We start from the raw sequence: 23,124 nt of genomic DNA, 5'->3' as shown, positions 1-23,124 counted from the left end.
CAGCGCGCCGCCGACCTGCCGCTCTGGCTCCACCGTTACAATTGGCATCGCCCGCACGGCAGCCTACAATCCAAACCGCCCGTCAGTAGACTCGGCCTGATCAAGGACAACCTGTTGAGGCTCCACAACTAGGCGACAATTTCGTATAGCCAGGGCGGGTTGGCGCCGGCGCGGAAGACGTGACTGCCGCGGCGGCAGCGCCGAGTTTCATTGCCTTGGCAATCTGCTCCTCGCGGAGGCTCGCCACCTCGGCCTTGGTGAGCAGATTCTTCATCTTCAATTAGGCCAGCACTCCGGGGTCGAACGTATCGCCTGCACCGACGGGTCGACGACGGCGGTGCAGGCCGCTATCCCCTCCCCATAGTATCTTTACTCCGGGCAACGCCGAGATCGATCCTCAAGTCGATGTTGATGTGAAGGATGCGGCTATGCTCGTTGAGGCCGAGGCGGCTAAGCACCTCTGGATCACCGGCGATGGACAGAAGCCCCGCCAGCCTAGCGGCACCACTTTCGCCGGCGACAATAGAATGCTCTCGAAAAGCCAACTTGCGCATGGCGTCCCTCGCCAAAGCTGCGCAAACCAGATAGTTTTTCATGCCCATCCTGTCAATGATCGGGAAAAGGGCAATAAGATCAATAATTAGACAGTATGATCAGTTTTTAATCAAAAATCAAAAAGCTCATCATTTTGGCAGAATTTGCGGTTTCTTTGGCCGAATATGAAACATCGGGTCTCTTGCCTCGTGACGGTATCGCAAGTGTAATTCTCCTCGTCTGATCGGCGCTTCCGGCGTAATCGGACCAGCAAACAGCAGCGGAGCCGCCTTTTCAGCCCGGTCATTTGGCCGAGACGGCGGAGGCGTGCCCGGACGGCAAGGGGATGAGGCCATGGCAAAGCTTGCGACGACAATTCTGACCGGGTTTCTCGGGACCGGGAAGACCACGCTTCTCAATCACCTGCTCAACTCAATCGAAAACGAGAGCGTAGCGGTGATCGTCAACGAATATGGGGAGGTCGGCATCGATGGAAAGCTCGTGGTGCCGACGGCGGACGAGGTCATCGAGCTGAACAATGGCTGCATCTGCTGCACCGTCAGGGGCGATCTCATCGCCGCGATCGGCGAACTGCTGCGCTCCGGACGGCCAATCGACCGCATCATCATCGAGACTTCGGGTCTTGCCGATCCGGCGCCGGTCATCCAGTCCTTCCTACTCGACGAAACGCTCGCCAGGCGGCTGCAGCTTGATGCGATCGTGACAGTCGTCGATGCCCGCCATATGAAGCAACAGCTCTCTCAGGACGAGGCGAGGGAGCAGATCAGCTTTGCCGACGTGCTGCTGCTCAACAAGATCGACCTGGAGAGCGCCGAGGACCTTGCCGCCACCGAGCAGCAATTGCGCGGGATCAATCCGCTTGCCCGGATCATCCGGACGAGGGATTGCAAGGTCGAGCTCTCCGCGGTGCTCGACGTCGGCGCCTTCGACCTCAAGAACATCCTGTCTATCGACCCCGATATTCTCAAGGACCATGAACACGAGCACGACCAGAGCATCGGTTGCGTGGCGATCCAGGACTTCGGCCCGCTCGATCCGGCGGCGCTGAACGTCTGGCTCAATCGCCTGGCTCAGGAGATCGGCACGGACCTCTTCCGCATGAAGGGCGTGCTGAATCTCCACGGCGAGCAGCGCCGCTATGTCTTTCACGGCGTGCACATGACGCTTGAAGGACGCCCCGGAAAGGCCTGGGGGCCTTCGGAAAAGCGGCTCAACGAAATCGTCTTCATCGGCAGGAACCTCGACGAGGTGATGCTTCGAGACGGCTTCATGAGCTGCCTCAGCCAGCAGCGCGCGCTGGCATCCTGATGCGCATCCGCCCAACCCCTCAACAAGGAGACAGACCCATGCCCCCGCTCGTTGCCGCAATGATCAGCCTCGGTGTGCTCGGCGCCATCGACACCTATATCACCGCGACGATATTTCCCGTTCCCGTGTGGGTAACCTTCATCGCCTGGGCGTCGTTCTTCGCCTGCGGCGGCGGAAACCAGGGTCTGGTCAAATCGATCGTTTCCAACTGGACCGGCATCGGCATCGCCTCGATCACGCTGCTGATCATCCAATATGGCCCAGCCCACCCGATCTTTGCGGCGATCCTGGTCGGCGCCGGCACCTCAGCAATGATCCTGGCCTCGGCCATCCCGATCCTGAACTTTCCGCCGGCGATCGTCTTCGGCTTCGCCTCGCTCGTCGGCACCAGCGCGGCGACGGACACGACGATCGTCACCTCAGGTCTCAATCATCCGACCCTCGTCGCCATGGCCGCGATGCTGCTCGGCGGCGTCTTCGGCCTGCTCTCGGAAATCGGAACCCAGCTTCTGGCCGGCAAGAAATCCGCGACCGCCTGAGCGTCATCGTCATCATTCACCATAAAGGAACGATCCCATGAAACTTCAGCATTATCTTGGCGGCCTTGAGGGGCTGGGGCCCGTGAGCACCGAAACGCGCGTTTTCGTCGAAGTCTGGGAAACCAGGATCTTCGGCATCCATACGGCGATGATGGCGCTGTCGCCGCAACTTCCGCTTCCCGAGACGCCATCGACGTTCAAGACCATCTGGACCTGGGCGGACCTCAGGAAAGGGGCGGAGTCCCTCAATCCGTTCGATTATTTCAGGTTTCGCTATTACGAGAAGTGGCTCGGCGGAATATCGGGATACTTCATCGACAACGGCTATATCACGGCAGAAGAGCTCGATGCGCTGACGGAGGAATATTACAACGAGCCGTCGAAGCCGCTGCACGAGGCCGGCGATGAGGCGATCGACCGGCGCGTCGTGCAATATCTCATCGAAGGCGACAGCCCCAAGCGCGACATCGGCGTGACCTTCGAATTCAAGGTCGGCGATACGGTGGCGATCCGCGATGTGCCCACCGTCGAGCATACGAGGCTGCCCGGTTTCCTCCGCAACAAGTTCGGAACGATCGAGACCGTCTATGACGGGGCTTACACCTATCTCTGCGACACCGGCCCCGACGGCGTCGGCGCGGCGATGCCGGTCTACTGCGTTCGCTTCGAACCGAGTGACCTCTGGCCCGATAATGCCGAGAAGAATTTCAGCCTCTATGCCGATCTCTACGCCCACTATGTCGAGGCACCGGAAGCCGGCGAAGCCTCCAAGGCCGCCTGAGACGCACACCAGTCGCCGCCATTCCAGTCAAGGAGCCACAACAATGATGGACCGTTTTCACTATCGCCAGGACCGGGAAGCCTACAGCGCCGCCCGCGTCAAAGCCCTGGAAGCCCTGCTGATCAAAAAGGGCGTGATCACCGACAAAACCGTCGATACAGTCCTCGATTTCTTCGAGACAAAGATGGGGCCGTTCAACGGCGCCAAGATCGTCGCGCGCGCCTGGGTCGACCCGGCGTTCAAGGACAGGCTCGTCGCCGACACGCCGAAGGCCATCGCCGAACTTCAGTTGCCCGAGGGCATGGCGGGCGCCGAGGGCGAACACATGCGCGCGGTGGCCAACGCCCCCCATGTCCATAACCTCATCATCTGCACGCTTTGCTCCTGCTATCCGTGGCCGGTGCTCGGCCTGCCGCCCTACTGGTACAAGGACCCGACCTTCCGCAGCCGTGCCGCCCGCGAGCCGCGCGCCGTACTGACGGAGTTCGGGCTGGCGGTTCCCGATGCGGTCGAGATCAAGGTCTGGGATTCCAGCGCCCAGATCCGCTGGTTCGTCGTGCCGGAACGCCCGGCCGGCACGGACGGGCTTTCCGAAGCGGAACTCGAGACCCTGGTCACGCCCGAAGCGATGATGGGTGTCGCCGTCGCCAGGGCAGCGTGAGGAGGGGACATGCAGACGCAATTCGAGCATTTCGCCGTCACCGAGATGATGGGCAGCACCGACAACCCGCCGCGGGCGAACGGCTCGCTCTGCTTCGGCAGCGAGTGGGAGCGAAAGGCCTTCGGCATGGCGCTTGCGCTCGCCAAGGACGGCTTCTTCGAATGGGACGACTTCCGCGACGAGCTGATCAGCACGATCAGCGCCTGGGAAGCGGCCCATCCAGTCGATCGATCCTCCTGGAATTATTATGACCAGTTCCTGGCCGCCCTCGAAAAGGCCGTGGCGAAATCCGGCGTCATCGACGCAGACGAGATCAAGGCCGCCTTCGCGGCCTGATCACCATAGAGCGCCGCGCGTCCCGCAGGACGCCAATGACGCTCCATCAGTTTGAATTGGCGCATGATCCTTTCCAAATCGATTTTCGGGGTTATGCGCTGGCCCTTCAGTCAACATGTTATCGGCGCCAAAGGCGCCATGTCGAAAGGTTTTCCGATGTCCACGCCCTATATCGTCTCATCCTCGGCACCTGTTGCCACCGCTTCCGCCACGAGGCTGCTTCAGTCGGCGATTGCCGCCTGCCTTGGCCTCATGATCGTCGGCTTTGTCGGCTTCTCGCATATCGAAATCGTCCACAATGCTGCGCATGACTCGCGCCACGCCAACGCGTTTCCGTGCCACTGAGAGGAGAATGACAATGTCGCTGTTTCGCTCGATCGTCTTCACCGCGGTGCTCGTCGGCAGTATCGTCGGAACCGCTGTCACGGCCGTCCAGTTCTTCGGCACGAGCCAGCTCATCGCCAAGGCTGAAGTCTACGAGAAAGCGGGTGAGGCACTGCCGGCGGCAGGCGCCGCAGCCGCTATTCCCGCGGGACACGATCATGCGGCGATGGCCGCTCATGACCATGAAGAGGGAGGTTGGGAGCCGGCCGACGGCGTCGAGCGGACGGCCTTCACGCTGGCCGCCAATATTCTCACTGCCATCGGCTATGCGATGGCGCTGACCGGGCTGATCTCGATGCGCGGCAAGGCGCTCGGCTGGCGCGAAGGGCTGATGTGGGGGCTGGCGGGTTTTGCCTGCGTGATGATCGCGCCGTTGCTGGGATTGCCGCCCGAACTGCCGGGCACGCCATCCGCGCCGCTTGCCGACCGGCAGGTCTGGTGGATAGCGACGGCGGCTGCGACGGCTTGCGGCCTCGCCCTGATCGCCTTTCACAGGAACCCGTGGACGGCGGTCGCCGCCATCGTGCTGATCGCGGCTCCGCATGTGATCGGTGCGCCAGCCGCGCCAGAGGGCCGGCATGCGCTGGCTCCGGAAGCGCTCGAACATCAGTTCATCGCCGCCGCGGCCATGACCAGCCTCGTCTTCTGGGCGCTGCTCGGATCGCTGACGGGCACGTTCTTCCGGCGTTTCGAGGCATAGGGTGGAAGAGTTGCACCTGACATGGCGCGAGGATATCGACGCGCTGCAGTTTGACGCCGGCAACGGCGGCCACTGTTTCGTCCACCGGTTTGCGCTGCGGACATTGCTCGGCGCCAGGCCCTCGCCGGACGAATGCCTCGCCTTCGCCAGGCGGAACGCCCCTGCCTTGCTCAGTGCCGCCCGGCAGAGGATCGAGGCCGGCGAGGCACCGGCACAGTGGAATTTTCATCTCGACAGCCGGCAGATCCGCCGCAGCCTTTTGTAAGCTGGCAGGCTAATTGCATGGATTGAACATGCGGGGCGTTTCCGGATCCGCATCGCAACAGGGGTCAAGGCAATGCGCATTGTTATTCTTTCCCCGCCCGGGGTCCAGTCTCTGGATATCGTCGGCCCCGCCGAGGTCTTCTGGGAAGCCGCCCGAAGGCTTGGCGACACGGATGCATACGACATACAGATCATGTCGACAGGAGCGGCGTCCGTCAACGGAACGGGCAAACTCCGTTTCCTCGCTGACCGGACGATCTTCGACCCGGACGAGCCGATCGACACGCTGCTTGTCGCTGGCGATCCGTCGTTCCAGACGATCGATCCCGAGGTTATCGCGTGGCTGCAGCGGCGGGTGCCGACGGTCCGGCGCTTCGGGTCGATCTGTACCGGCGTGTTCCTGCTGGCGGCTGCGGGGCTGCTCGACGGAAAGAACGTAACGACGCATTGGGAATGTGCCGGCAAGTTCGCCAGGGACTTTCCGGCAATCGATCTCGATCCCGATGCGATCTATATTCGCGACGGTGCACTCATAACGGCTGCGGGCGTCACATCGGGCATCGATCTGGCGCTCTCGCTGGTCGAAGAAGATCACGGGCGCGATGTCGCGATGATCGTTGCCCGCTACATGGTGATGTTCATGAAGCGTCCAGGCGGACAATCGCAGTTCAGCGCCCATCTCGTCGGCCAGATGTCGGAAACGACGCTGATCCAAAAGGCGCAGGAATATGTGCTGGCAAACCTCGGCGCTCCGCTCGCCGTCGATGATCTGGCGCAGAAAATCGGCATGAGCAAACGCAATTTCGCTCGGGTGTTCCGCCGCGAGCTCGGCATGACGCCGGCGGATTTCGTCACGGCGGCGCGAACCGACGCTGCCCGCCGTCTGCTGGAGGATACCGCCCAGCCGCTGCAGAAGATCGCCGCCATGTGCGGCTTTAGCGACGTCAATGCTATGCGCCGCGCCTTTGCGCGGACGATCGGAGTGAGCCCTAACCACTATCGCGGCCGCTTTCAACGTTCCGCGCCTGCCGGTATCGAACGATCCAAGTATATGGTTTATGAGACCCGCCAGCCGCGCCGACAGGAGCTGCGATTGTAATGACGTTCATGCCCTGATCCCCGAAAACTGAAGGGAAATTTGGACTCAGGTCGGAGTAAAATCCCGGTGGAGCGATCACATCGTAAGACTCGGTAGTGATCTTGCGTCCGAAACTTAGGCAACGAGACCAATCACCGTCGGCGTTTAGAACGTACTGTGCCTTTCATGCCAGCGGCCTGACAAAACCTAGCTCTCTTGAGCGGACTCGAACTGCATGCCCTTGGCTATGCGCCTACCAAGACTTATCTTCTTTGCTCGACAACCGGGCCCGTTCCCTCCAATCCATTATGCGATCTTCTTCGCCCAGAACGGGAACACCATGGCAACAAGCTGGGCACTGGCCACGAAAGCTCTCACCTTTCCAGGATGCACCGGACCTGATTCAGCAGCACTATCGTCGCCTCCTGACGCAGGACAGGCAGCACTTGGGGCTCGTATTCTGAACCAGGTCCTGGGGCCGCCGCATCCAACATTTGACCCGCGCATGCCGGACGCTTGCGGAAAACTGCGTTCGTGGCATCACTGCAAACCGTCATCACCTTCAGGACAATGTCGTGCAGTCGATCGGCCTCATCACTGCCTTGAACCCCTATATAGGTTACGACAACGCGACGGAGGTTGCATTGGAAGCTCACCGATCGGGACGCGGAGTTTATGAAATTGTCCTTGAACGCGGCCTGATGGCGAAGGAAACCCTCGACACCGTATTACGCCCTGAGATGCTGACCCGCCCGCAACAGATGCTGGCTTAGATCGGCGAACGGCCGTTTCCAATCCCTTCCAAAGCCCCATTGGAGAGATTGTGGCTCGTTGCAACCAATGTCGAACGTTCCCTCGCCTTGAGAGGAATCGAACCGCTGACCTCGCTGTTTTTCCACCCTGGTGACGGCAGAATTGTGCAAAGGCAGACCTCGGGTCTTCGCCCTCGGTTCTTTCGTTAGGCGTCGGTTCGCTGGTTTCTTTCTCGCAATTAATTCAAAGGTGGCTGCCGTCGACAAGATGCCGACGGCAGCCAAGGCGTCCCTGGGAGGAGGACCTGAGTCAATGATCCAATTTCATGGATTCGAGCGCACTCGCTTCTCGACCGTCCATCCAAGTATGGATGCACTCAAGCTGCTCGTTCAAAACCACAAAGTCGGGCGCATATCCTGGCCGGAGATACCCGTACCGGCCGTCCAAGCCCACTGCCCTCGCCGGCACGCTCGACGCCATCGCCAGCACCCGCTCTAAAGGCAGACCGAGAGTCTGATGAGCAAACCTGACGCTCGAAATCATGTCGATATCGGCACCCGCCAATGTCCCGTCCGCCAGCTTCAGTGTCCCATCCTTCCGGCGGATGGCGCGTCCGTTCAAGCTCGAATCCCGCGAGCTCTGTCCCGATCGTTTGCATCGCGTCGGTGACAATGAATATATAACCTGGAGTAGTCTTTGAGCGTAGCGCGACCTTGATCGTAGCCGGGTCCACATGGACGCCGTCCACGATCAACCCGGCAAAGACCCTGCCATCATCCAATGCTGCCCCGACGATCCCCGGTTCCCGGTTTCCCAGCGGGCTCATTGCGTTGAACAGATGGGTGACCATCGAAGCGCCCGCGTCGAAGTAGGGCCTCGCGGTCTGTGCGGTGGCATTGCTGTGCCCGATGCTCACAACCACGCCCGCGGCAACGAGCACGCTGACTGGTCGGTCGTGACGTTTTCGGGCGCAACCGTGGTCAGGACCAACCCCGCATTCCGGCGATAGGCGCAGATCGCTTCGAGATCGCCCTCTGTCATCGGCCGGATGAAGGAGGGGTTATGCGCACCCTTGCGCTCCACCGACAGATGCGGGCCTTCGAGATGAAGGCCAAGGAAACCGGGGACCTTGGCGGCGCGAGCCCGACGGCCGGCTTCGAGCGCCAAAGCCGTCACCTCCGGGGTGTCCGTGATCAAAGTCGGAAGCAGCTTCGTGGTGCCGAACCGAGCGTGAGCGCTCGTGATCTGCTGAATCGCTTCGACTGACGTTTCCTCGCCAAAACGGACTCCACCGCCGCCATTCACCTGGAGGTCGATGAAGCCCGGAACGAGCTGATGCCCGTCGTAATCGACCCGGTCGATGTCGCGCGGGATGTCCGCCACCTTAACGATGCCGACGACACGTTCGTGATCCAGCAGAAGGCCGGAACCCTCATGCCACCCGATGCTGTCGAATATCCGATCGGCTGATATCGCGACTGTCGGTCTCATCGTGTCTGGGTCACCTTCTTGAGAGCCACGGGTTGGTCCGGGTTCAAGCCCCGGCGGCGTGACAGTTGCTCGCCCATTGCATAGAAGGGTACGATGAGAGCGAGCGCGTCCGTGAGCGTGTGTCCGGTCTCCACGAACGGCAGCGACCGCGCCGACACCGTCTTCGCCGAGGTGACAAAGACATCCGCGCCCCGGCCGACGAAATCGTCGGCGAGCAGGACGGCCGCGGACTCCGATGCGTCCCGACTCGCCAGCACCAGGACCGGCAAGCCTTGAGCCACGAGCGCCAGCGGCCCGTGCATGACCTCGGCCGTCGAATAGGCTTCCGCGTGAAGGTTCGACGTCTCCTTGAACTTGAGCGCGACTTCCGACGCGATTGCGAAGCTTGGTCCACGGCCTAGGACATAGAGGGACGTGGCGTCCTCGAGAGACGGCAGCATGTCGCTCCAATCGGCGGAGAGCGCAGTGCGGAGCTGCACCGGCAGCCGGTCGAGCGCCGATTTCAGATCGGCATCGTCAATCCACTCAGCCAGCACGGCAAGACCTGCCACGATCGAGTTGACGAATGTCTTCGTCGCAGCGACGGCGAGTTCCGGGCCGGCGTTCAGGTCGATGGGGACTTCCGCTTCCCTCCAGATCGGAGAGTTCGCGGTATTGGTCAGGGCAAGAGTGAGAGCTCCCTGGCGTCTGGCCGACGCGCACATTTCGACGATGTCGGGACTGCTGCCTGATTGGGAGATGGCGAATGTCGCCGCCTGCGAAAGGTCGATAGGACGACCGTAGATGGATGCGAGCGACGGCCCGAGAGATGCGACGGCCTTCCCGGCTGCAAGTTCGATCGCGTATTTAAGGAACAGCGACGCATGGTCCGACGAGCCCCGCGCGATCGTGGCGATGAACGCGGGGTTCTTCCGCGCCAGCGCCTTGCCTGCGGCGGCCAGTTGAGCTGCCGAATTGTCAAGAAGACACTTCACGGCATCGGGAATCTCCTCGATCTCGCGCCGCATGTTCGTTGTTTCCGCCATGGTCTTTGTCCTCAGGTTCGTGGCTGCGCGGGCTTTGGCGTCCCGAAAAAAATCAGAAGTGCTCTGCCACCCAGGGGGATGGTCCGGCGAACACCTTGTCGGCGAGCGCCACTGTCTCAGGATCGCCGTCGGCGACTCCGGCCCGGTGCAGGAAGCTGGCTGAACGGAACCCTGAATAGAGGCTCGCGAGGTTCGATGCCTGCACCGAGAGGACCTTGTCGCCGTCGATGGCTCCAGGGGCACAGGTTGCGCGCCCGCTGCCAATGGAAATCCGATGCGCCCCCCCCACGCCGCCGTCGACAGCGAGCGTGCATTCGGTGTCCGCGCACGCGTAGCCGCGTGCAGAGAGGGCCAACGCCGGATCGAGGACTCGGATCAGAAACTCTTCCTGATGGACAAGCCGCCATCCCTTGTCCGGCATTGCGAAGACGAGCGCGTCCTGAGGCGCTCCGTGCCAGCGGGTCTTTTCGAACGCAGTCGAAAATGTGCCGACGAACTTCAATATCTGGCGGGCGGCAGCTCCGTTGATGGCCGCCCAGTCGCGGATTTCGATCAGCCCCGGCTTGGAAGTGTCGAGCACCGCGTAGCCTTCGTCATCGCCGAAAACGAAGACCGAGGGGACACTCGCCGCCGTGTTGAAGTGAGCATTCCAGTGCGCGTCGTTGCGATCGAGAAGCCCGGATTGGCCAACGCATGCGGCACGGTAGATAGGCTCCAGCACGTTACGGGCGCCGTCGAGAGGCACCCGGCGGGAGCGGAGCTCTTGCCGGACTTTGTAGAGTTCCGACGTTTCGGCCTCGTAGACCATCTCATGTCCGGCCAGATTGAAACCGGCACGCCGATAGACTGGGCGGGTCGACGCGAAGAGGCTGGCGAGCATGGCTCCGTCACGACGGGCGTCCTCGCAGGAGAGGTCCAGGATTTCCGCGGCAAGTCCGCCACCGCGAAACTCGGGCTGGATGGCGACATGGGCGATATTGGCAGCGGGAACGGACCGACCGCCGAACCAATGGCCACAAGGAACCACAGCCCAGACAGCCGCCGACTGCCCGCTTCTTTCGAGGACCCTAAAGCAGTCCAGCCCCGTCATTTCGACGTAACGCCGGGTGCGCTCCTCGTCGAAAGCGAAAGCGAGACGATAGGCATCGACAATCAACGACAGGTCCGCCTTTGCGGCCTTGCGAACTACCATGATCCGGTCCTCTATTCCTGTGATGCGGGTTTAGCCGCCTGCCTGCACCGACTTGGCACGGGCCAAATCCGCAATGCCGAGAATTCCTGCGTGTACACCGAGTTCGGCTCGGCAGATGGACACCGGAGCGACTTGTCCCGGCGGCGCCACCAGGTTGCGCACCCTGTCGATGAAGCCATCCGCCAGTCCAATGCCGCCACCGATGACGATCTGCGGCGGATCGAGCATGAGTTGGATGTTTCGGCAAAGCCTGGCGACACGACGCGCCGACCCGTCGACGATATCCGCCGCCCAGGCCTCTCCGGTCGCCGCCGCTGCGAAAACCTGCCTTGCGTCGACCTCGTAACCGAGGCGGCGGGCCTCGGTAGCCATCCAACGCCCGGAGACGCGGTCTTCGAGGAACCCGTTGTCGTCACCCTCGGCCGTGAGACCGAAGTGTCCTGCAAGACCTTCCAATAAGCGGCCATTCAGCACGATCCCGCCCCCAACCCCGGTGGAGACGGTGATGAAGACCAGGTCTTTCCCCAGCCCGGCCCCGAGGATATGCTCACCCCAGCTCGCCGCCTGCGCGTCGTTGAAGGCGACTGCCGGGAGTCCGAATAGCCGCTCGACTTTGGCGACGAGTGGATAGTCTTTCGGAATGCCCAAGGTCGCCGGGTTCATCGCCGACCACAGACCGTTGTGCACGTAGCCCGTGACGGCAAGACCTATGCTCCGGAACTGTCCTCGCCATGGCGCTGCGGCAGTTGCCACGGCTCCCAGCCAGGTATCCGGACCATCTTCCCGCCTTGTCGGCACTGTTGCCTCGGCGACGATGCCGGACGCCTTTACCAGTGCCATCAGCGTCTTGGTGCCGCCGATGTCCACCGCGAGGATTGCGTTATCCTGATCCATCCGGACATCCTAGCCTATGAGCTGGCCGCTGGCGGCATTGAACAGCGATACCTTGTCCACCGCGATGGATACGGGCAGCCTCGATCCTTGCGCAACGCTTCCCGTCTCCATGCGGGCGACCAGGGAATGCCCATGGAAGGACAGTGTGACGTTGTCTTCGGGACCAGTCGACTCGACGATATCGGCACGCGCTTGAAGCGCCTCCTGCCCATCGCGTGCCGGGCGAATGTGTTCCGGCCGAATTCCGAGCAAGACCTCGCCGGAGGCACTACCCCCGCCCGGCAGGGAAAGCGGCAGAGTCCACCCCTTGCCGTCGTTGAATACGACCTTGCCGTCGACTGCTGTGATGGTACCGGGAATGAAGTGCATCGCGGGGGAACCAACGAATTTTGCCACGAAGAGGTTGGCGGGGCGATGGTAGATTTCGTTCGGGCTCCCGATCTGCTGCACTTCGCCCTTGTTCATCACGACGATCTTGGTGGCGAGGGTCATCGCCTCGATCTGGTCGTGGGTCACATAGATCATCGTCTTGGCGATGCGTTCATGAAGCTGCTTGATCTCCACCCTGGTCTCGACCCGGAGCGTGGCGTCGAGGTTGGAAAGAGGCTCGTCGAAAAGGAACACCTTCGGGTCACGCACCAGGGCGCGTCCGATGGCCACGCGCTGGCGCTGGCCGCCGGAGAGTTCGCGCGGCTTCCGGTCGAGAAGCTGTTCGATCTGTAGGAGCTTGGCGACCTGCGCCACTTTGGTTTCCTTTTCCTGGGCGCTCGCGTTCCGCATCCGCAATGGAAAGGCGATGTTCTGCCGCACAGTCATATTCGGATAGAGAGCATAGGACTGGAAGACCATTGCGATGTCACGTTCGCGGGTTGGCACATTCGTGACGTCGCGCCCGTCGATCTCTATGAGACCTCCGTCGATGGGATGCAGCCCGGCGATCGCATGCAGGAGCGTGGACTTGCCGCAACCGGATGGCCCAAGGAGGACGACGAAGTCGCCTTCGTTGACGTCGATGTCGATGCCTCTTAGCACGTCCACGGGGCCATAGGATTTCCGGATGCTTTTCAGCAGAAGGGATCGTTTCATGGTTCTCGTTTCTGTCACGGTTCCTACCCCTTGATGCTGCCGAGCGACATGCCGCGCACGACTTGGCCCTGAACCAGCATGCCGAGAACCAGCATGGGCAGCATTACGAGTGTCGCAGCCGCGGTGAGTGGTCCCCATTGCACGCCTTGGAAAGTAAGGAAGGAGGTAATGCTGACTGGCAGGGTCTGGGTGTCGCGCCCTGTCAGCACAAGCGCAATGAAGAACTCGTTCCAGGTGAAGAGCACGCACAGGATGAACGTGGCGACGATCCCGCCGAGCGCTACAGGCATGAAGACCTCACGGAAAATGGTGAACTCACGCGCGCCATCGACCTTCGCCGCGTCCCTGAGTTCGCGAGGAATGTCCTCGAAGAACGTGATGAGGAGCGAGATCGCGAAAGGAATATTCACGAAGGCGTAGACGCCAATGATGATCCAATGGTTGTTCAATAGCTTCATCTGCGCCGCCAGAAAGTAGGTCGGGATGATGAAGATAAGTGGCGGAGCGATACGCAGGCTCAAGATGAACTTCTCGTTCTGCCGCTTGGTGGGCTCGTCCTGCGCCACCAGTCCGTAGGCGACCATTGCGCCGACCGCGACCGAGATCAGGCTCGCCGAGAACGAGATGATGACACTGTTGAAGAAGGCGCGGACGAAGACGCCGTTGTTGAACACTTTCTCGTAGTTCTCCCAGGTCGGCAGGAAGAGCCAGACAGGAGGCATTGAGAAAGCGTCGCGTTGTGTCTTGAGCGAGGTCGCCACCACCCAATAGAGCGGGAAGAGCACGCAGATGAGAAGGACGGCGAGAGCGACCCAGAAAGCGATACGGCGCATCACACGCCTCCCTGCTGCGCTGCCTTGAAGGCGAGGTTGTAGAGCAACAGCAAGACCACGTTCGTCAGGATGGTGAGGACCATCGCAATCGTCAGCGAATACGAGATGTCGAAATTCGTGAATGCGGAGATGTAGCCGTAGAGGTTGAGTGTCTCAGTCGACAGAGCGGGGCCGCCGCGCGTCATGATGTAGAAGATGTCGAACGCCTTGACCGCATCGATGCCGCGGATGAGAGCGACCACAAGGAGCGCCCGTTTCAGTGCGGGCAATGTGATGTACCAAAGCACCTGCCATTCGCGGGCTCCGTCGACACGGGCGGCGTTCTGCGGGTCGCCCGGCAACGACTCCAGCGAAGCCATAGTCAACAACACCACGAACGGTGTCCATTGCCAGATGTCTGCCATAAGGAGTGAGAGAAGAGCGACATTCGGGCTGCCCAGCCAGTCGACCGGACCAAGTCCGATGATGGAAAGAAGGTAGTTCATCATCCCGTTGGACGGATCGAGCAGGAACCGCCAGGTGAGGCCCACGACCACGGGTGTCATCACGATAGGGACGAGCAGAATGCCGCGCACGATGCGCTTTCCGGCAAACTCCCGATCCATCAGGAGCGATATTGCCAGACCCAATGCGACTTCGATCGCAGTCGCGGCAACCGTAAACAGTATGGTTCGGCCGAGAGCGTTCAGGGCGCGCGCATCCAGAAGAAGCCGCAAATAGTTGTCCAGGCCGATGAAACTCTCGCGGCCCGGCCGAAGCAGGCTGATATTCTGAAGTGTCAGCCAAAGCACGTAGATCGTGAGGATGGCCGAGATCGTGCCGAACGCAAGCACGACCGGACGGTAGAAATAGGTGGTCGCATCCTTCATGGTGTCAGTCCTCTAAGGTGGCCATGCCCGGCGAACCGGGCAAGGCGCTTATGTGTCACTTTACGAGCACGGCATCGTTCGCCGTGTTTGCTTCGGCGAGTGCGTCTTTCGCGGTTGCCGTTCCAGCGAGCACCTTAGAAACGGCGATGCCCGCGTTGTTGATGATCTCGTTCGCCGCTTCAACCGTCGGCAGATATTGCGGGTTACCGGCGTTGATGGAAGCGAGCATCGCGTCCTTGAAAGCGCCATAACGCTTGTTGAACTCATTGGAGTTCAACGCCGCAAGCGAGGTCACACCCGAATTCGGCGCGATGTTAAAGGACTTGATCTGCTGCTCCTTGGCCGTCGCCCAGGATGCGAAGAGCCATGCGGCTTCCTTGTTGTGGGAAGCCGCGGCGACATAAAGGCTGTGCACCGCGAGCGACGACGAGCCGCCCTTCAGCTTGTCGGTTTCGACAGGAACCGGCACATAGCCGACCTTGCCGACTACGGAGGAAACCGACGGATCTTCGTTGAAGGCACCGTTCACCGTCGCGTCCAGCGTCATCGCGGCCTTGCCGCTTTGGAAGAGGACGCGATTTTCTTCCCAGCCGAAGTTGGCGACACCGACGGGGCCGTAATCACGCAACGCGCTCGCGAATGCGTCGAGCGACTTGGCCGCCTCGTCGGCAGCCAGGGCCGACTTGCCATCCTTGGTGATGAACTCACCGCCGTAGCCCCACAACCAACCGGCCCAGACGTAGACATTTTGGATCCCCTGCGCACCTCGCATAGTAATCCCGACCATCTTGCCGTCCGACTTCTCCTTGACGGTCTTCGCTGCCGCGATGACTTCGGAGAAGGTCTTGGGAGGAGTGATGCCGTACTTTTCGAAAATATCCTTCCGGTACATCAGGAAGGTGCTTTCGCCGTAGACGGGCAGACCGTAAAGTTTACCGTCGACGATGTTCGTGTTCAGGTAACCAGGCACGAAATCGGCCTTATCATAATTCGACGGGAATTTGCCGGCGTATTCGTCGAGCGGCGCGATGTAACCGGCTTTCAGGAAACCCGGGATGAAGATGATGTTGTTCTGGACGACATCATAGCGGCCGGAGCCGGACGAGAATTCCAGAAGCATTTTAGCAGTGATGTCGGATTCCGGGACCACTTCGAGTTCGACCTCGATGCCTGTTTCCTTAGTGAATTCAGGCAGGAGCGCCTGGATACCGTCCGTGGTCGGGTGCCCTTCCATCAACACGGCGAGCCGCGTGCCCTTGTAGGGTTGGTCCGCGGCCTGCGCGAAGGCTGGCACCGCCATAGAGGTGGCGAGTGCGAGCGTTAAAGCAGCAAATTGACGTCTGTTCATGTCATTCCCCTTTTCTGAATATCGTTGTCAAAACGAGCCGTTGGTCACACATCGCAGCGCCGATACGCGCTGTATCTCCCTGCTTTTAGAGGCGTTGCACCTCCCCAGTTTCGGCCGACTTGACGAGCGCCTGTGTTAGTTCGAGCGAGAGCAACGCTTCTTCGCCCGTCGCGACCTGGCAGTCGACGCCGTTGACCCAATCGAGAACGCTGGAGAGCTGCTGGCGGAGGTCGCCGCCGACCTTGCCGCCGATCTCCGGCCAATGCTGGGTGTCGATTTCCTGGGAGCTCTGGTTGTCGGCGAAGTAGAGGCCGCTGTCGCCGCACTGCACTTCGAACGATCCCTCGGTGCCGATCATTTCGAGACGGGCATCGATCATGTGACGAGCACCCGCCGGAAGTGACCAGGCGCTCTCGAATGTCACCACCGTGCCGCCCGAGAAGCGCACGACACCTGCTATGGTGTCCTGCGTACCCATCTCGCCCAACAGGATGTCGGTCTGCTGCGCGTATGCAGTGACGGGCTTCTGCCCCTTGAGCATCCACAGAACCATGTCGACGTCGTGCACGGTCACATGCATGGCGAGCGGGAGCGTACCTGCGTATCGCTTTGGACCCTCGGTGCGAGCGCTGTTGCGACGGGCGTAAAGGTGGATAGGCTTACCGATCTTTCCGGCTTCGATCAGCTCGCGCGCCTTGTAGTAGCGGGGATCGAAGCGAAGGAGGTAGCCGACGCCGAGCTTCACGTTTGCGGCTTTGCAAGCTTCGACGATGCGACGTCCGTCCTCGATCGTCGAGGCAATAGGCTTCTCGACGAAGAGATTGACCCCCTTGGCGGCGATGGCCAGCGCGGGTTCCAGATGCAGATGATCCGGCGTGCAGATGCTGACGAGGTCGAGCGTCTCGGCGGCAAGCAACTCCTCGTGCGAGGCATAGACGCGAACGCCTCTGCCGATGGAATCAGCAAGGGCTTTGCCGCGCGTGATGTCACGGTCAACCACCGCAACGAGCTCGGCTCGTGGATCGCTGGCAAAGATCGAAGCGTGCATTGATCCCATGAAACCGGCACCGATAACGGCAACCTTGACTGTCTTGATCATTCCAATCCTCCAAATGTCCGCGCCGTGCGACCGACAATCGCGTCGGCGAAGCGCTTGGTAATTTCGTCTGGGCGCGTGATGGCCGAACCGACAACGACGAACATCGCTCCCAGCGCCATGGCGCGTTGCGCCTGGGCAGGGTCCCAAATCCGGCCTTCCGCCACGAATGGGACGTTCGCGGTCGCAAGTTCGGCCATGAGGGCAAAGTCGGGGGCCTCAGAGACCGTGGTGTAAGGCGTATATCCGGATAGAGTTGTCCCGGCGAAATCCGCCCCCACGGCGACCGCATGCCGAGCCTCTTCCAGTGTGCTGATGTCCGCCATGCTGGTTTTTCCGAGCCGATTGATCTCTGCAACCATCTCGGCGACCGTAACGGGTCTCACCCGGTCCGTCGCGTCGAAGGCGATGACATCGGCTCCTGCTTCCGCAAGCCTCCGCGCATCCTCCAGCGTAGGAGTGATATAGACGTCCGAACCCGCCTGGTTGATTTTCGTGATGCCGATGATCGGCTGGCTGATCGCGGCGCGGACCGCCTTGACGTTCCGTACCCCTTCGATCCTCACCCCTTGTGCGCCGCCGACGACGGCTGCGCGTGCGAGCGCCACTATGTGTTCTGAGGCGTTGAGAGGGCTGGTCTCCGCCGCCTGGCAAGAGACGACGAGCTTCCCCCGCATTTTTCCGATGATGTCCATTGACGCCGCACTCCGTGATGAGCGCGACGTTAATCATTCTGGCAATTTACGTCAATAATTTTTTTCAGTTGAAGATTTATTTCAAAGATTATTTTCAAATGTTCCGATCGCTCACACTTTCGGCAGTTTCCGTAATTGTTTTCAAGCGCGACGGATCGAGCTTCGTAATGGTGTTCGCAAGGGCATCGACAATGAGGAGTTGGCTAATCTTCGACGGGAAGGCACCTCCCGTCAGCGGTGTTTCCGGCGATGAAGCGAGCAGTTTGAAATCGCAGGTCGCGGCGAGCGGGCTCTTTGTCCGGTTGGTGATGGCGATCACCTTGGCTCCGCGAGCATGGGCGTTTTCCGCCACGCGAAGGGTATCGATCGTCGACCCGGAGCTTGAGATGAGGATGTAGAGATCATCTGCCGAAGCAGTGGCGGAAGCCATGGTCGCCAGATGGGAATCCCGCGGAATGTGCGCCTGGATACCGAGCCGCGCGAGTTTGTATTCCAGATACTGCGCAGTAATGGCGGAAGCCGCGACACCGAAGATTTCGATGTGCCGAGCAGCTAGCAACAGCGCCGATACGCGTTCAATAACGTCCCGATCGAGTAGTCGCTCCGTCTCCTCCAACGCCATTCGCGCGGTTTCGACGAGTTCCTGAACCATGTCCCCAGGCGCGCTCGCTGCGGGCTGTTGAAGAGTCGCCAGTTCATGGGCGAGGGCGAGCTTGAAGTTTTGGAAACCTGGATACCCGAGTTCGCGGCAGAATCGGATTACGCTTGCTTCGGAGGACTCCGCCTCCTCGGCCAGTTCCGTGATGCTCTTGTAGAGCACCGTCTGGGGATCAGCCAGAACGAAAGCGGCCACCTTTTCCAGGGCTCGCGTCATGTTGGGTGCGTGGGATCGGATTGTCGCGATGAGCGACGGCTGTGATTGAGTATCCATGACGGTAAGACTCCCGAAAAGCATTTAGCCGTTGAATTGACTGGGGGGCTCAACTCCATGCACGTGGCACAAGCCTACATCCAAAGATCGAATAGATTATACCTTCTCAATCCGCCCGGTCAGTTGCTCTCGAACATATCGCGACAATTTTCTCCAGTCGAAACCTATTTTCAAAAAATTTCTTCACTCTGGGGCTAAATCATCCGTCGGATTCGAAAGGAGTGATTGCGGAGAACTCCATGCGACCCCTTAGGTCCGCAAAGGGCCAATGATGGTTGAACTGCAACAGCGATGGGCCGAACTCGGCCGCCCCATCGACCCCTTGGAGGTAAGCGGGCTCGAACCGCACGACTCGCAATTCGCCAAGCGTGCAGTTGATGGGATACGAACTGGCGACCTGCACGTTTCTCGCGCGTAAGTGCGCCTGAGGTCGTGCAACAGCACCATGGTCGCTTTCTTCCGAGGACAAGGTAGCATTGGCCGCCACGATTTCGAACTAGGTCCAGAAAGCGGCGTGAATAGCTGAGCCAGACAAAACTTAGGCCCAGCGCAACCTGATGCGAATGAGCGTTGTCATATGGCCTGCCTTTTCAAGCGGGCCTAACCTTTATCTCTCGAGAATGCCAACCATTCGATTGATAGCGCCCCAATATTCCTTGTGCATGGTTTCGGCTGCTTCCGAGATCGCCAGCTTCCACGCAGGCCCGCGATCCCATGCCTCTTTCAGGGCGTCAACCAGTGAAGGCCCATGGCCCGTGACCGGCAGGGCGTCGAATAGCATTCCTGCCTGTCTGAGGTCTTTATCCCGTTTGGCCTGGCCGGCGGCGTCATTTTGACGGCGACCGGCAATGATAAGCTTGTGCACCGCGTACCTGCAAGGATCAGGGATGACAACTGAGATACCGGCACCATGTAGCAAGATCGAACGAACGGGATCGCGGATCAAGAAATCCATGAATCTTAGCGGTTCGGCTGACGCACCACCGAGAGCGGGCATGTTGGCGGGTTTGTCCGAATATTCTTCGGCTCCCCTGTTAGTTGTCATGAACTCGACCCTGTAACCGGTTTGATTCCGGAAGGCATGAGATCGAGAGCTGCCGCTGATATGCGGCACGGCGCGGAACGTTGGATCAAGCCCTTTTAGGAGATCGAGGATCGGCGGCAGCGAATCCGCCACCTCGGCGGAGATTGCGAAATCCTGCGCTATGTCTGCATCACCTGTTAGGATCGCCGCCGAGGGCAGACGGATGCCAAGATATGCCGAGTAGCATTGAAAAGCGACGGTGCCGATAAGAACGCCGCGCAGCCGGAAGAGACCGGCCTTGGCGAGCGCCTGCACTATATCGCCGGTAAAGTGATCAGCGGCAATCAAACCGGCTTCACGCGTTAGCGTGGAAACGAACTTGCGGCGAGCCTTATAATCTGACTTCTCACCCTTGAAGGTTTCGACCCGTTCCGAAATCAAGGGATCATCGGCAGGTCCGACATACCGGCGCTTCTGCCCACCCTCACCATCGGGTTGGTCGAAATACCAATAACGGCGACCATCGACTGCCACTGGAACGAATCTACCCGATGGGGGAAAATCTTCCGCCCAATCATCATCAAATGCCCGCTGCTGGAGTTCCGCGACCATGGTGCGGAACATGAGATCAATCTGCTTAATCACTGGGGCCTCTATATCATTTACACAAAAATAGTATAGGTACGATCTGCAAGCAAGCTTGGCAGCTTTTACCCCGTGGACGCTGCCCCGCCCTCTCCTCGAATAACAGTCATTCCCACTCGAACCTCATTATACTATTTTTCAAAATATAGTATAGCGCTGCCGTTGAGATTCCCACCTTGAAGGGATAAGCACCGACGACCCGTTTTCATGGGCCCGTCCCAAGTTCTTCGACCGCGGCTGAGCCCCAGCAGCTGGCTCGTAGGCTGTCATTGCTTTGCGATGGGAAGTCGCAAAAGGATGCGACCTTCGGTTTTGATCTGGCCGATGGGAGCTAAACGACGACGAGGTCCTTTGCGTCGATCTGGTCGCCGGCCTTGACGAGCACTTCTGCAATCGTGCCGTCCGTTTCGGCATGGATCGCGGTCTCCATCTTCATGGCCTCGATGGACGCGAGGACGTCGCCAGCCTTGACTGCCTGCCCCGGTGAGACGAAGACGCGGGAAATGACGCCAGGCATTGGGGAGCCTACATGGCTGTCATTTCCCGGCTCCGCCTTACACCGCAACAGGCTTGCAATCGATCCTGGGTTAAAAGGCGGGCAGCGCGCCACGCTCACCGCTCGAACCGCTCCAGCATTTTTCTCAACTGCGCGTTTTGCAACGTTAGCTTTCTGGCCAACTGATCCCTGAGCATCCTGATCTCGTCATCGAGGCTCATCTCGTTGGCAGTGTGGATAACCTGGCGATCGCTCGCTATCGCCACCACTTCCTTGCCGCGATTCCTTTGCTTGCGCGGTGCGACCTCGACTGTTCTCTTGATCCTAGGGGTATCATGTGCAGCGGTGACGTCGATACCAGTACCACCGGATATAGCGGGATCAGCGACCTCCACGATTTTGGCGACTTCGCCGTCGAGCTTGTCATGGACATCGTTCTCGGCTTCTTCGGAATGCACAGGCACTGCAGAGATTGCAGAGGCTTGATCGTGACGAGATAGCTCATCGCCTGCCGGACGAGCAGCGCTAATCAGGCTGTCCTCTGCAGGCGTTTCAGTCGGACCGGAAATAGCCAACGCGTTCGGCGTAACTTCATCGGCCGCGCCATTTTCACTCTTTGGTTCGCGTCCCGGTGAGATCAGTCGGGCAAGAAATTTCCAGGGAGACGCCATCTATCCGACCTCGCGTTTTATCCCGCAAGCAGGCAATGAGTATTAATTCCGGCAACAGCATCCACCGTCGCCAAAATGTGTATCGCGATAAGCATGGAAATGCGGCCGGCGGTTGACCGGCTGCTTTTATCAATCGAGCTTCAGCCGCTTGCGCAGATCGGCATTTTCAGCGCGAAGTTTTTCGGCCAGAAGCTTGCGCAGCCGTTGATTTTCCTCTTCCAACTGCAGGAGATCCGCCATCTCATTGATTGCTGTCGTCGGCGCGGCCTTTGGAGCACGGCGCACAGGTGCGCGTTTGGCGCTCGGCGCAGCTTCGATCACCTTTGTCTTGCGCCCTCTCCTCTTCACACCACCGACGCCGGCCAGAGCAGCTGCTGGCTCTGCCGTAGCGTCAGCTGACGCGGTTTCGAGTGCCGCGGCTTTCTTGGCCCGGGGTTTGCGCTGTTTCTTCGGCGCAATTGGCGTTTCGACAACGGTCGGCGCATCGGCACTGGTTATCGTAGCAGTCTCGTCGGCCATGATTATCTCCTGTTTATCTGATGCTGTTGTCGACGCCACGAGAGGCGGTGTCAACAACGGCTTGGCCTGATCTGCTTTTGATAAAGACATGTCGTCGGATTTGCCACTTTGAGAGCTAGCCGACAGAAAAGGCATTGTCTCTTCGTCTAGGTCGCGAGCCACGGACTTTAAATCCACGTTGCCCCAGATCGAGTTTGACCTGGGATCGAGTTTTCGCCTGCCGCTTTTGTACTCGACGGCAAAACTGCGTTGCACTTTTTTCAATATAGGAGGCCTTGGAGAATCCACGGGATGGTTTGGTCATGTGCTGGTCCATCACGAATAGCGTCAACCGGACTGCCAGTCTATACCACCGGCACATCCGATCCACCGCAGCATCTCCGGGACATCTTCAAAAGGTTCCCGACGATCCTTTATGCGATCTTCTTAGGCCAGAACGTGAACACCATGGCAACCAGTCAGGCAGTGGCCCCAAAAGCATGCGGTGCCACAAAGGATCCTCCATTCCGAATCCCCACTTCACTATGATTTCGATTTCCGCCAACCGGCCGCCCAAGCTTCGGCTTCCGAACAGAACCAACGTTCGCCATACTGGGGACTGATCTTCGTCTGTGCGTAGTATCGCTGCCCTGGTACGTGGAATATGCGTTCGCCTGTTTCGATGCTGACATTGCCCTTGATCTTGCACGTTTGTCCGGAGCTGCCCGAAGCGCTCCATGAGGCCAGCAAGTCGCTCGCGGTCCAGCCGCCGGCCGCACCAAACGCGAGCGCGCCGATGAGCAAGCCCGGCGCTCTGAACAGCACGGAATTCTTCTGCGGATTGCGATAACTGCGACGCATGCCCCCTCCTCGTCATTTCGCGCGAAGATTGTAACTGCGTTAGGGCAAGGCGAACATCTATCCAATAGGCTTATGTCGACGTTCAGACCTTGCTGGGCCGCCCGCGAGCG

General features: G+C 60.0%; 24 protein-coding genes and 5 pseudogenes. 11 read left to right on the top strand and 18 right to left on the bottom strand.

Going from position 1 to position 23,124, the window contains the following annotated elements; genetic code table 11:
* A pseudogene (locus ATY75_RS33910) lies at positions 1–132 on the top strand (IS481 family transposase); the annotation flags it as partial.
* On the opposite strand, the pseudogene ATY75_RS35540 reads toward ATY75_RS33910, so the two are convergent.
* A pseudogene (locus ATY75_RS35540) lies at positions 129–322 on the bottom strand (carbohydrate kinase); the annotation flags it as partial. The pseudogenes ATY75_RS33910 and ATY75_RS35540 sit on opposite strands and share 4 nt — an antisense overlap.
* A gap of 25 nt (positions 323–347) precedes the next feature.
* The gene (locus ATY75_RS14275) at positions 348–596 is read right to left on the bottom strand and encodes a hypothetical protein (protein WP_088938052.1); all 249 of its coding nucleotides are present in this window, start codon (positions 594–596) and stop codon (positions 348–350) included.
* Positions 597–888: 292 nt separating this feature from the next.
* Here ATY75_RS14275 and ATY75_RS14270 point away from each other — a divergent pair, with 292 nt between their 5' ends.
* From ATY75_RS14270 to aspA, 10 genes and pseudogenes are all read left to right on the top strand, one after another.
* Positions 889–1,863, top strand: a complete 975-nt coding sequence (locus tag ATY75_RS14270) for a GTP-binding protein (RefSeq protein ID WP_088938051.1) — start codon at positions 889–891, stop codon at positions 1,861–1,863.
* A 38-nt stretch (positions 1,864–1,901) separates the two neighbouring features.
* Complete coding sequence (locus ATY75_RS14265) at positions 1,902–2,402, top strand: DUF1097 domain-containing protein (RefSeq protein WP_018245354.1); 501 nt, start codon at positions 1,902–1,904, stop codon at positions 2,400–2,402.
* 37 nt (positions 2,403–2,439) lie between these two features.
* Positions 2,440–3,183: a nitrile hydratase subunit beta gene (nthB, locus tag ATY75_RS14260; protein ID WP_088938050.1), complete on the top strand. Its 744-nt coding sequence runs from the start codon at positions 2,440–2,442 to the stop codon at positions 3,181–3,183.
* 43 nt (positions 3,184–3,226) lie between these two features.
* A complete protein-coding gene (gene nthA / locus ATY75_RS14255) occupies positions 3,227–3,844 on the top strand; it encodes a nitrile hydratase subunit alpha (RefSeq protein ID WP_088938049.1) in 618 nt (205 codons plus the stop codon).
* Between the two features lie 9 nt (positions 3,845–3,853).
* Complete coding sequence (locus ATY75_RS14250) at positions 3,854–4,180, top strand: nitrile hydratase accessory protein (protein ID WP_088938048.1); 327 nt, start codon at positions 3,854–3,856, stop codon at positions 4,178–4,180.
* 156 nt (positions 4,181–4,336) lie between these two features.
* Complete coding sequence (locus ATY75_RS14245) at positions 4,337–4,525, top strand: CbtB domain-containing protein (protein WP_026242423.1); 189 nt, start codon at positions 4,337–4,339, stop codon at positions 4,523–4,525.
* 13 nt (positions 4,526–4,538) lie between these two features.
* Positions 4,539–5,264, top strand: a complete 726-nt coding sequence (locus tag ATY75_RS14240; RefSeq protein WP_088938047.1) for a CbtA family protein — start codon at positions 4,539–4,541, stop codon at positions 5,262–5,264.
* Position 5,265: 1 nt separating this feature from the next.
* Positions 5,266–5,529 carry a hypothetical protein gene (locus tag ATY75_RS14235; RefSeq protein ID WP_245317573.1) on the top strand — a complete coding sequence of 88 codons (264 nt, stop codon included), beginning with the start codon at positions 5,266–5,268 and terminating at the stop codon, positions 5,527–5,529.
* A gap of 72 nt (positions 5,530–5,601) precedes the next feature.
* Positions 5,602–6,627, top strand: coding sequence for a GlxA family transcriptional regulator (locus ATY75_RS14230; RefSeq protein ID WP_088938046.1), 1,026 nt, complete (start codon positions 5,602–5,604; stop codon positions 6,625–6,627).
* Positions 6,628–7,085: 458 nt separating this feature from the next.
* A pseudogene (gene aspA / locus ATY75_RS14225) lies at positions 7,086–7,379 on the top strand (aspartate ammonia-lyase); the annotation flags it as partial.
* 289 nt (positions 7,380–7,668) lie between these two features.
* Here aspA and nagA read toward each other — a convergent pair.
* The 16 genes and pseudogenes from nagA to ATY75_RS14145 all read right to left on the bottom strand — a co-directional run bounded on the left by nagA (position 7,669) and on the right by ATY75_RS14145 (position 23,014).
* Positions 7,669–8,850: pseudogene (gene nagA, locus ATY75_RS14220) on the bottom strand (N-acetylglucosamine-6-phosphate deacetylase).
* A complete protein-coding gene (locus tag ATY75_RS14215) occupies positions 8,847–9,875 on the bottom strand; it encodes an SIS domain-containing protein (protein WP_088938044.1) in 1,029 nt (342 codons plus the stop codon). The pseudogene nagA and the gene ATY75_RS14215 overlap by 4 nt, the downstream one beginning before the upstream one ends.
* 52 nt (positions 9,876–9,927) lie before the next feature.
* Entirely contained in the window at positions 9,928–11,067 is a 1,140-nt protein-coding gene (locus ATY75_RS14210; protein WP_088938043.1) for a GNAT family N-acetyltransferase, read from the bottom strand.
* A gap of 30 nt (positions 11,068–11,097) precedes the next feature.
* A complete protein-coding gene (locus ATY75_RS14205) occupies positions 11,098–11,961 on the bottom strand; it encodes an ROK family protein (protein WP_088938042.1) in 864 nt (287 codons plus the stop codon).
* Positions 11,962–11,970: 9 nt separating this feature from the next.
* Complete coding sequence (ugpC, locus tag ATY75_RS14200; RefSeq protein WP_088938041.1) at positions 11,971–13,047, bottom strand: sn-glycerol-3-phosphate ABC transporter ATP-binding protein UgpC; 1,077 nt, start codon at positions 13,045–13,047, stop codon at positions 11,971–11,973.
* Positions 13,048–13,070: 23 nt separating this feature from the next.
* A complete protein-coding gene (locus ATY75_RS14195) occupies positions 13,071–13,880 on the bottom strand; it encodes a carbohydrate ABC transporter permease (RefSeq protein ID WP_088938040.1) in 810 nt (269 codons plus the stop codon).
* Complete coding sequence (locus tag ATY75_RS14190) at positions 13,880–14,749, bottom strand: sugar ABC transporter permease (RefSeq protein ID WP_088938039.1); 870 nt, start codon at positions 14,747–14,749, stop codon at positions 13,880–13,882. The genes ATY75_RS14195 and ATY75_RS14190 overlap by 1 nt, the downstream gene beginning before the upstream one ends.
* A 55-nt stretch (positions 14,750–14,804) precedes the next feature.
* Positions 14,805–16,097: a sugar ABC transporter substrate-binding protein gene (locus tag ATY75_RS14185; protein WP_088938038.1), complete on the bottom strand. Its 1,293-nt coding sequence runs from the start codon at positions 16,095–16,097 to the stop codon at positions 14,805–14,807.
* A gap of 85 nt (positions 16,098–16,182) precedes the next feature.
* On the bottom strand, positions 16,183–17,196 hold the full coding sequence (locus ATY75_RS14180) for a Gfo/Idh/MocA family oxidoreductase (RefSeq protein ID WP_088938037.1): 1,014 nt from the start codon (positions 17,194–17,196) through the stop codon (positions 16,183–16,185).
* Positions 17,193–17,888 (bottom strand): N-acetylmannosamine-6-phosphate 2-epimerase, encoded by a 696-nt coding sequence (locus ATY75_RS14175; protein WP_088938036.1) that lies wholly within the window; start codon positions 17,886–17,888, stop codon positions 17,193–17,195. The genes ATY75_RS14180 and ATY75_RS14175 overlap by 4 nt, the downstream gene beginning before the upstream one ends.
* 94 nt (positions 17,889–17,982) lie before the next feature.
* Positions 17,983–18,819 (bottom strand): MurR/RpiR family transcriptional regulator, encoded by an 837-nt coding sequence (locus ATY75_RS14170; RefSeq protein WP_088938059.1) that lies wholly within the window; start codon positions 18,817–18,819, stop codon positions 17,983–17,985.
* A gap of 607 nt (positions 18,820–19,426) precedes the next feature.
* Positions 19,427–20,485 carry a GSU2403 family nucleotidyltransferase fold protein gene (locus ATY75_RS14165; protein WP_245317574.1) on the bottom strand — a complete coding sequence of 353 codons (1,059 nt, stop codon included), beginning with the start codon at positions 20,483–20,485 and terminating at the stop codon, positions 19,427–19,429.
* A gap of 334 nt (positions 20,486–20,819) precedes the next feature.
* Positions 20,820–21,071 (bottom strand): annotated as a pseudogene (locus ATY75_RS14160) (biotin/lipoyl-containing protein); the annotation flags it as partial.
* A gap of 29 nt (positions 21,072–21,100) precedes the next feature.
* A complete protein-coding gene (locus ATY75_RS14155) occupies positions 21,101–21,655 on the bottom strand; it encodes a hypothetical protein (protein ID WP_088938034.1) in 555 nt (184 codons plus the stop codon).
* Between the two features lie 129 nt (positions 21,656–21,784).
* Positions 21,785–22,438 (bottom strand): transcriptional regulator, encoded by a 654-nt coding sequence (locus tag ATY75_RS14150; RefSeq protein WP_088938033.1) that lies wholly within the window; start codon positions 22,436–22,438, stop codon positions 21,785–21,787.
* A gap of 258 nt (positions 22,439–22,696) precedes the next feature.
* Positions 22,697–23,014 carry a succinoglycan biosynthesis protein exoi gene (locus ATY75_RS14145; protein WP_088938032.1) on the bottom strand — a complete coding sequence of 106 codons (318 nt, stop codon included), beginning with the start codon at positions 23,012–23,014 and terminating at the stop codon, positions 22,697–22,699.
* Between the last annotated feature and the right edge of the window lie 110 nt (positions 23,015–23,124).

This window comes from Rhizobium sp. N122, from assembly GCF_002211295.1.
GTDB lineage: Bacteria > Pseudomonadota > Alphaproteobacteria > Rhizobiales > Rhizobiaceae > Rhizobium.
The sequence above is the reverse complement of the archived record's forward strand: the minus strand, read 5'-3'. Positions and strand labels throughout refer to the sequence as shown.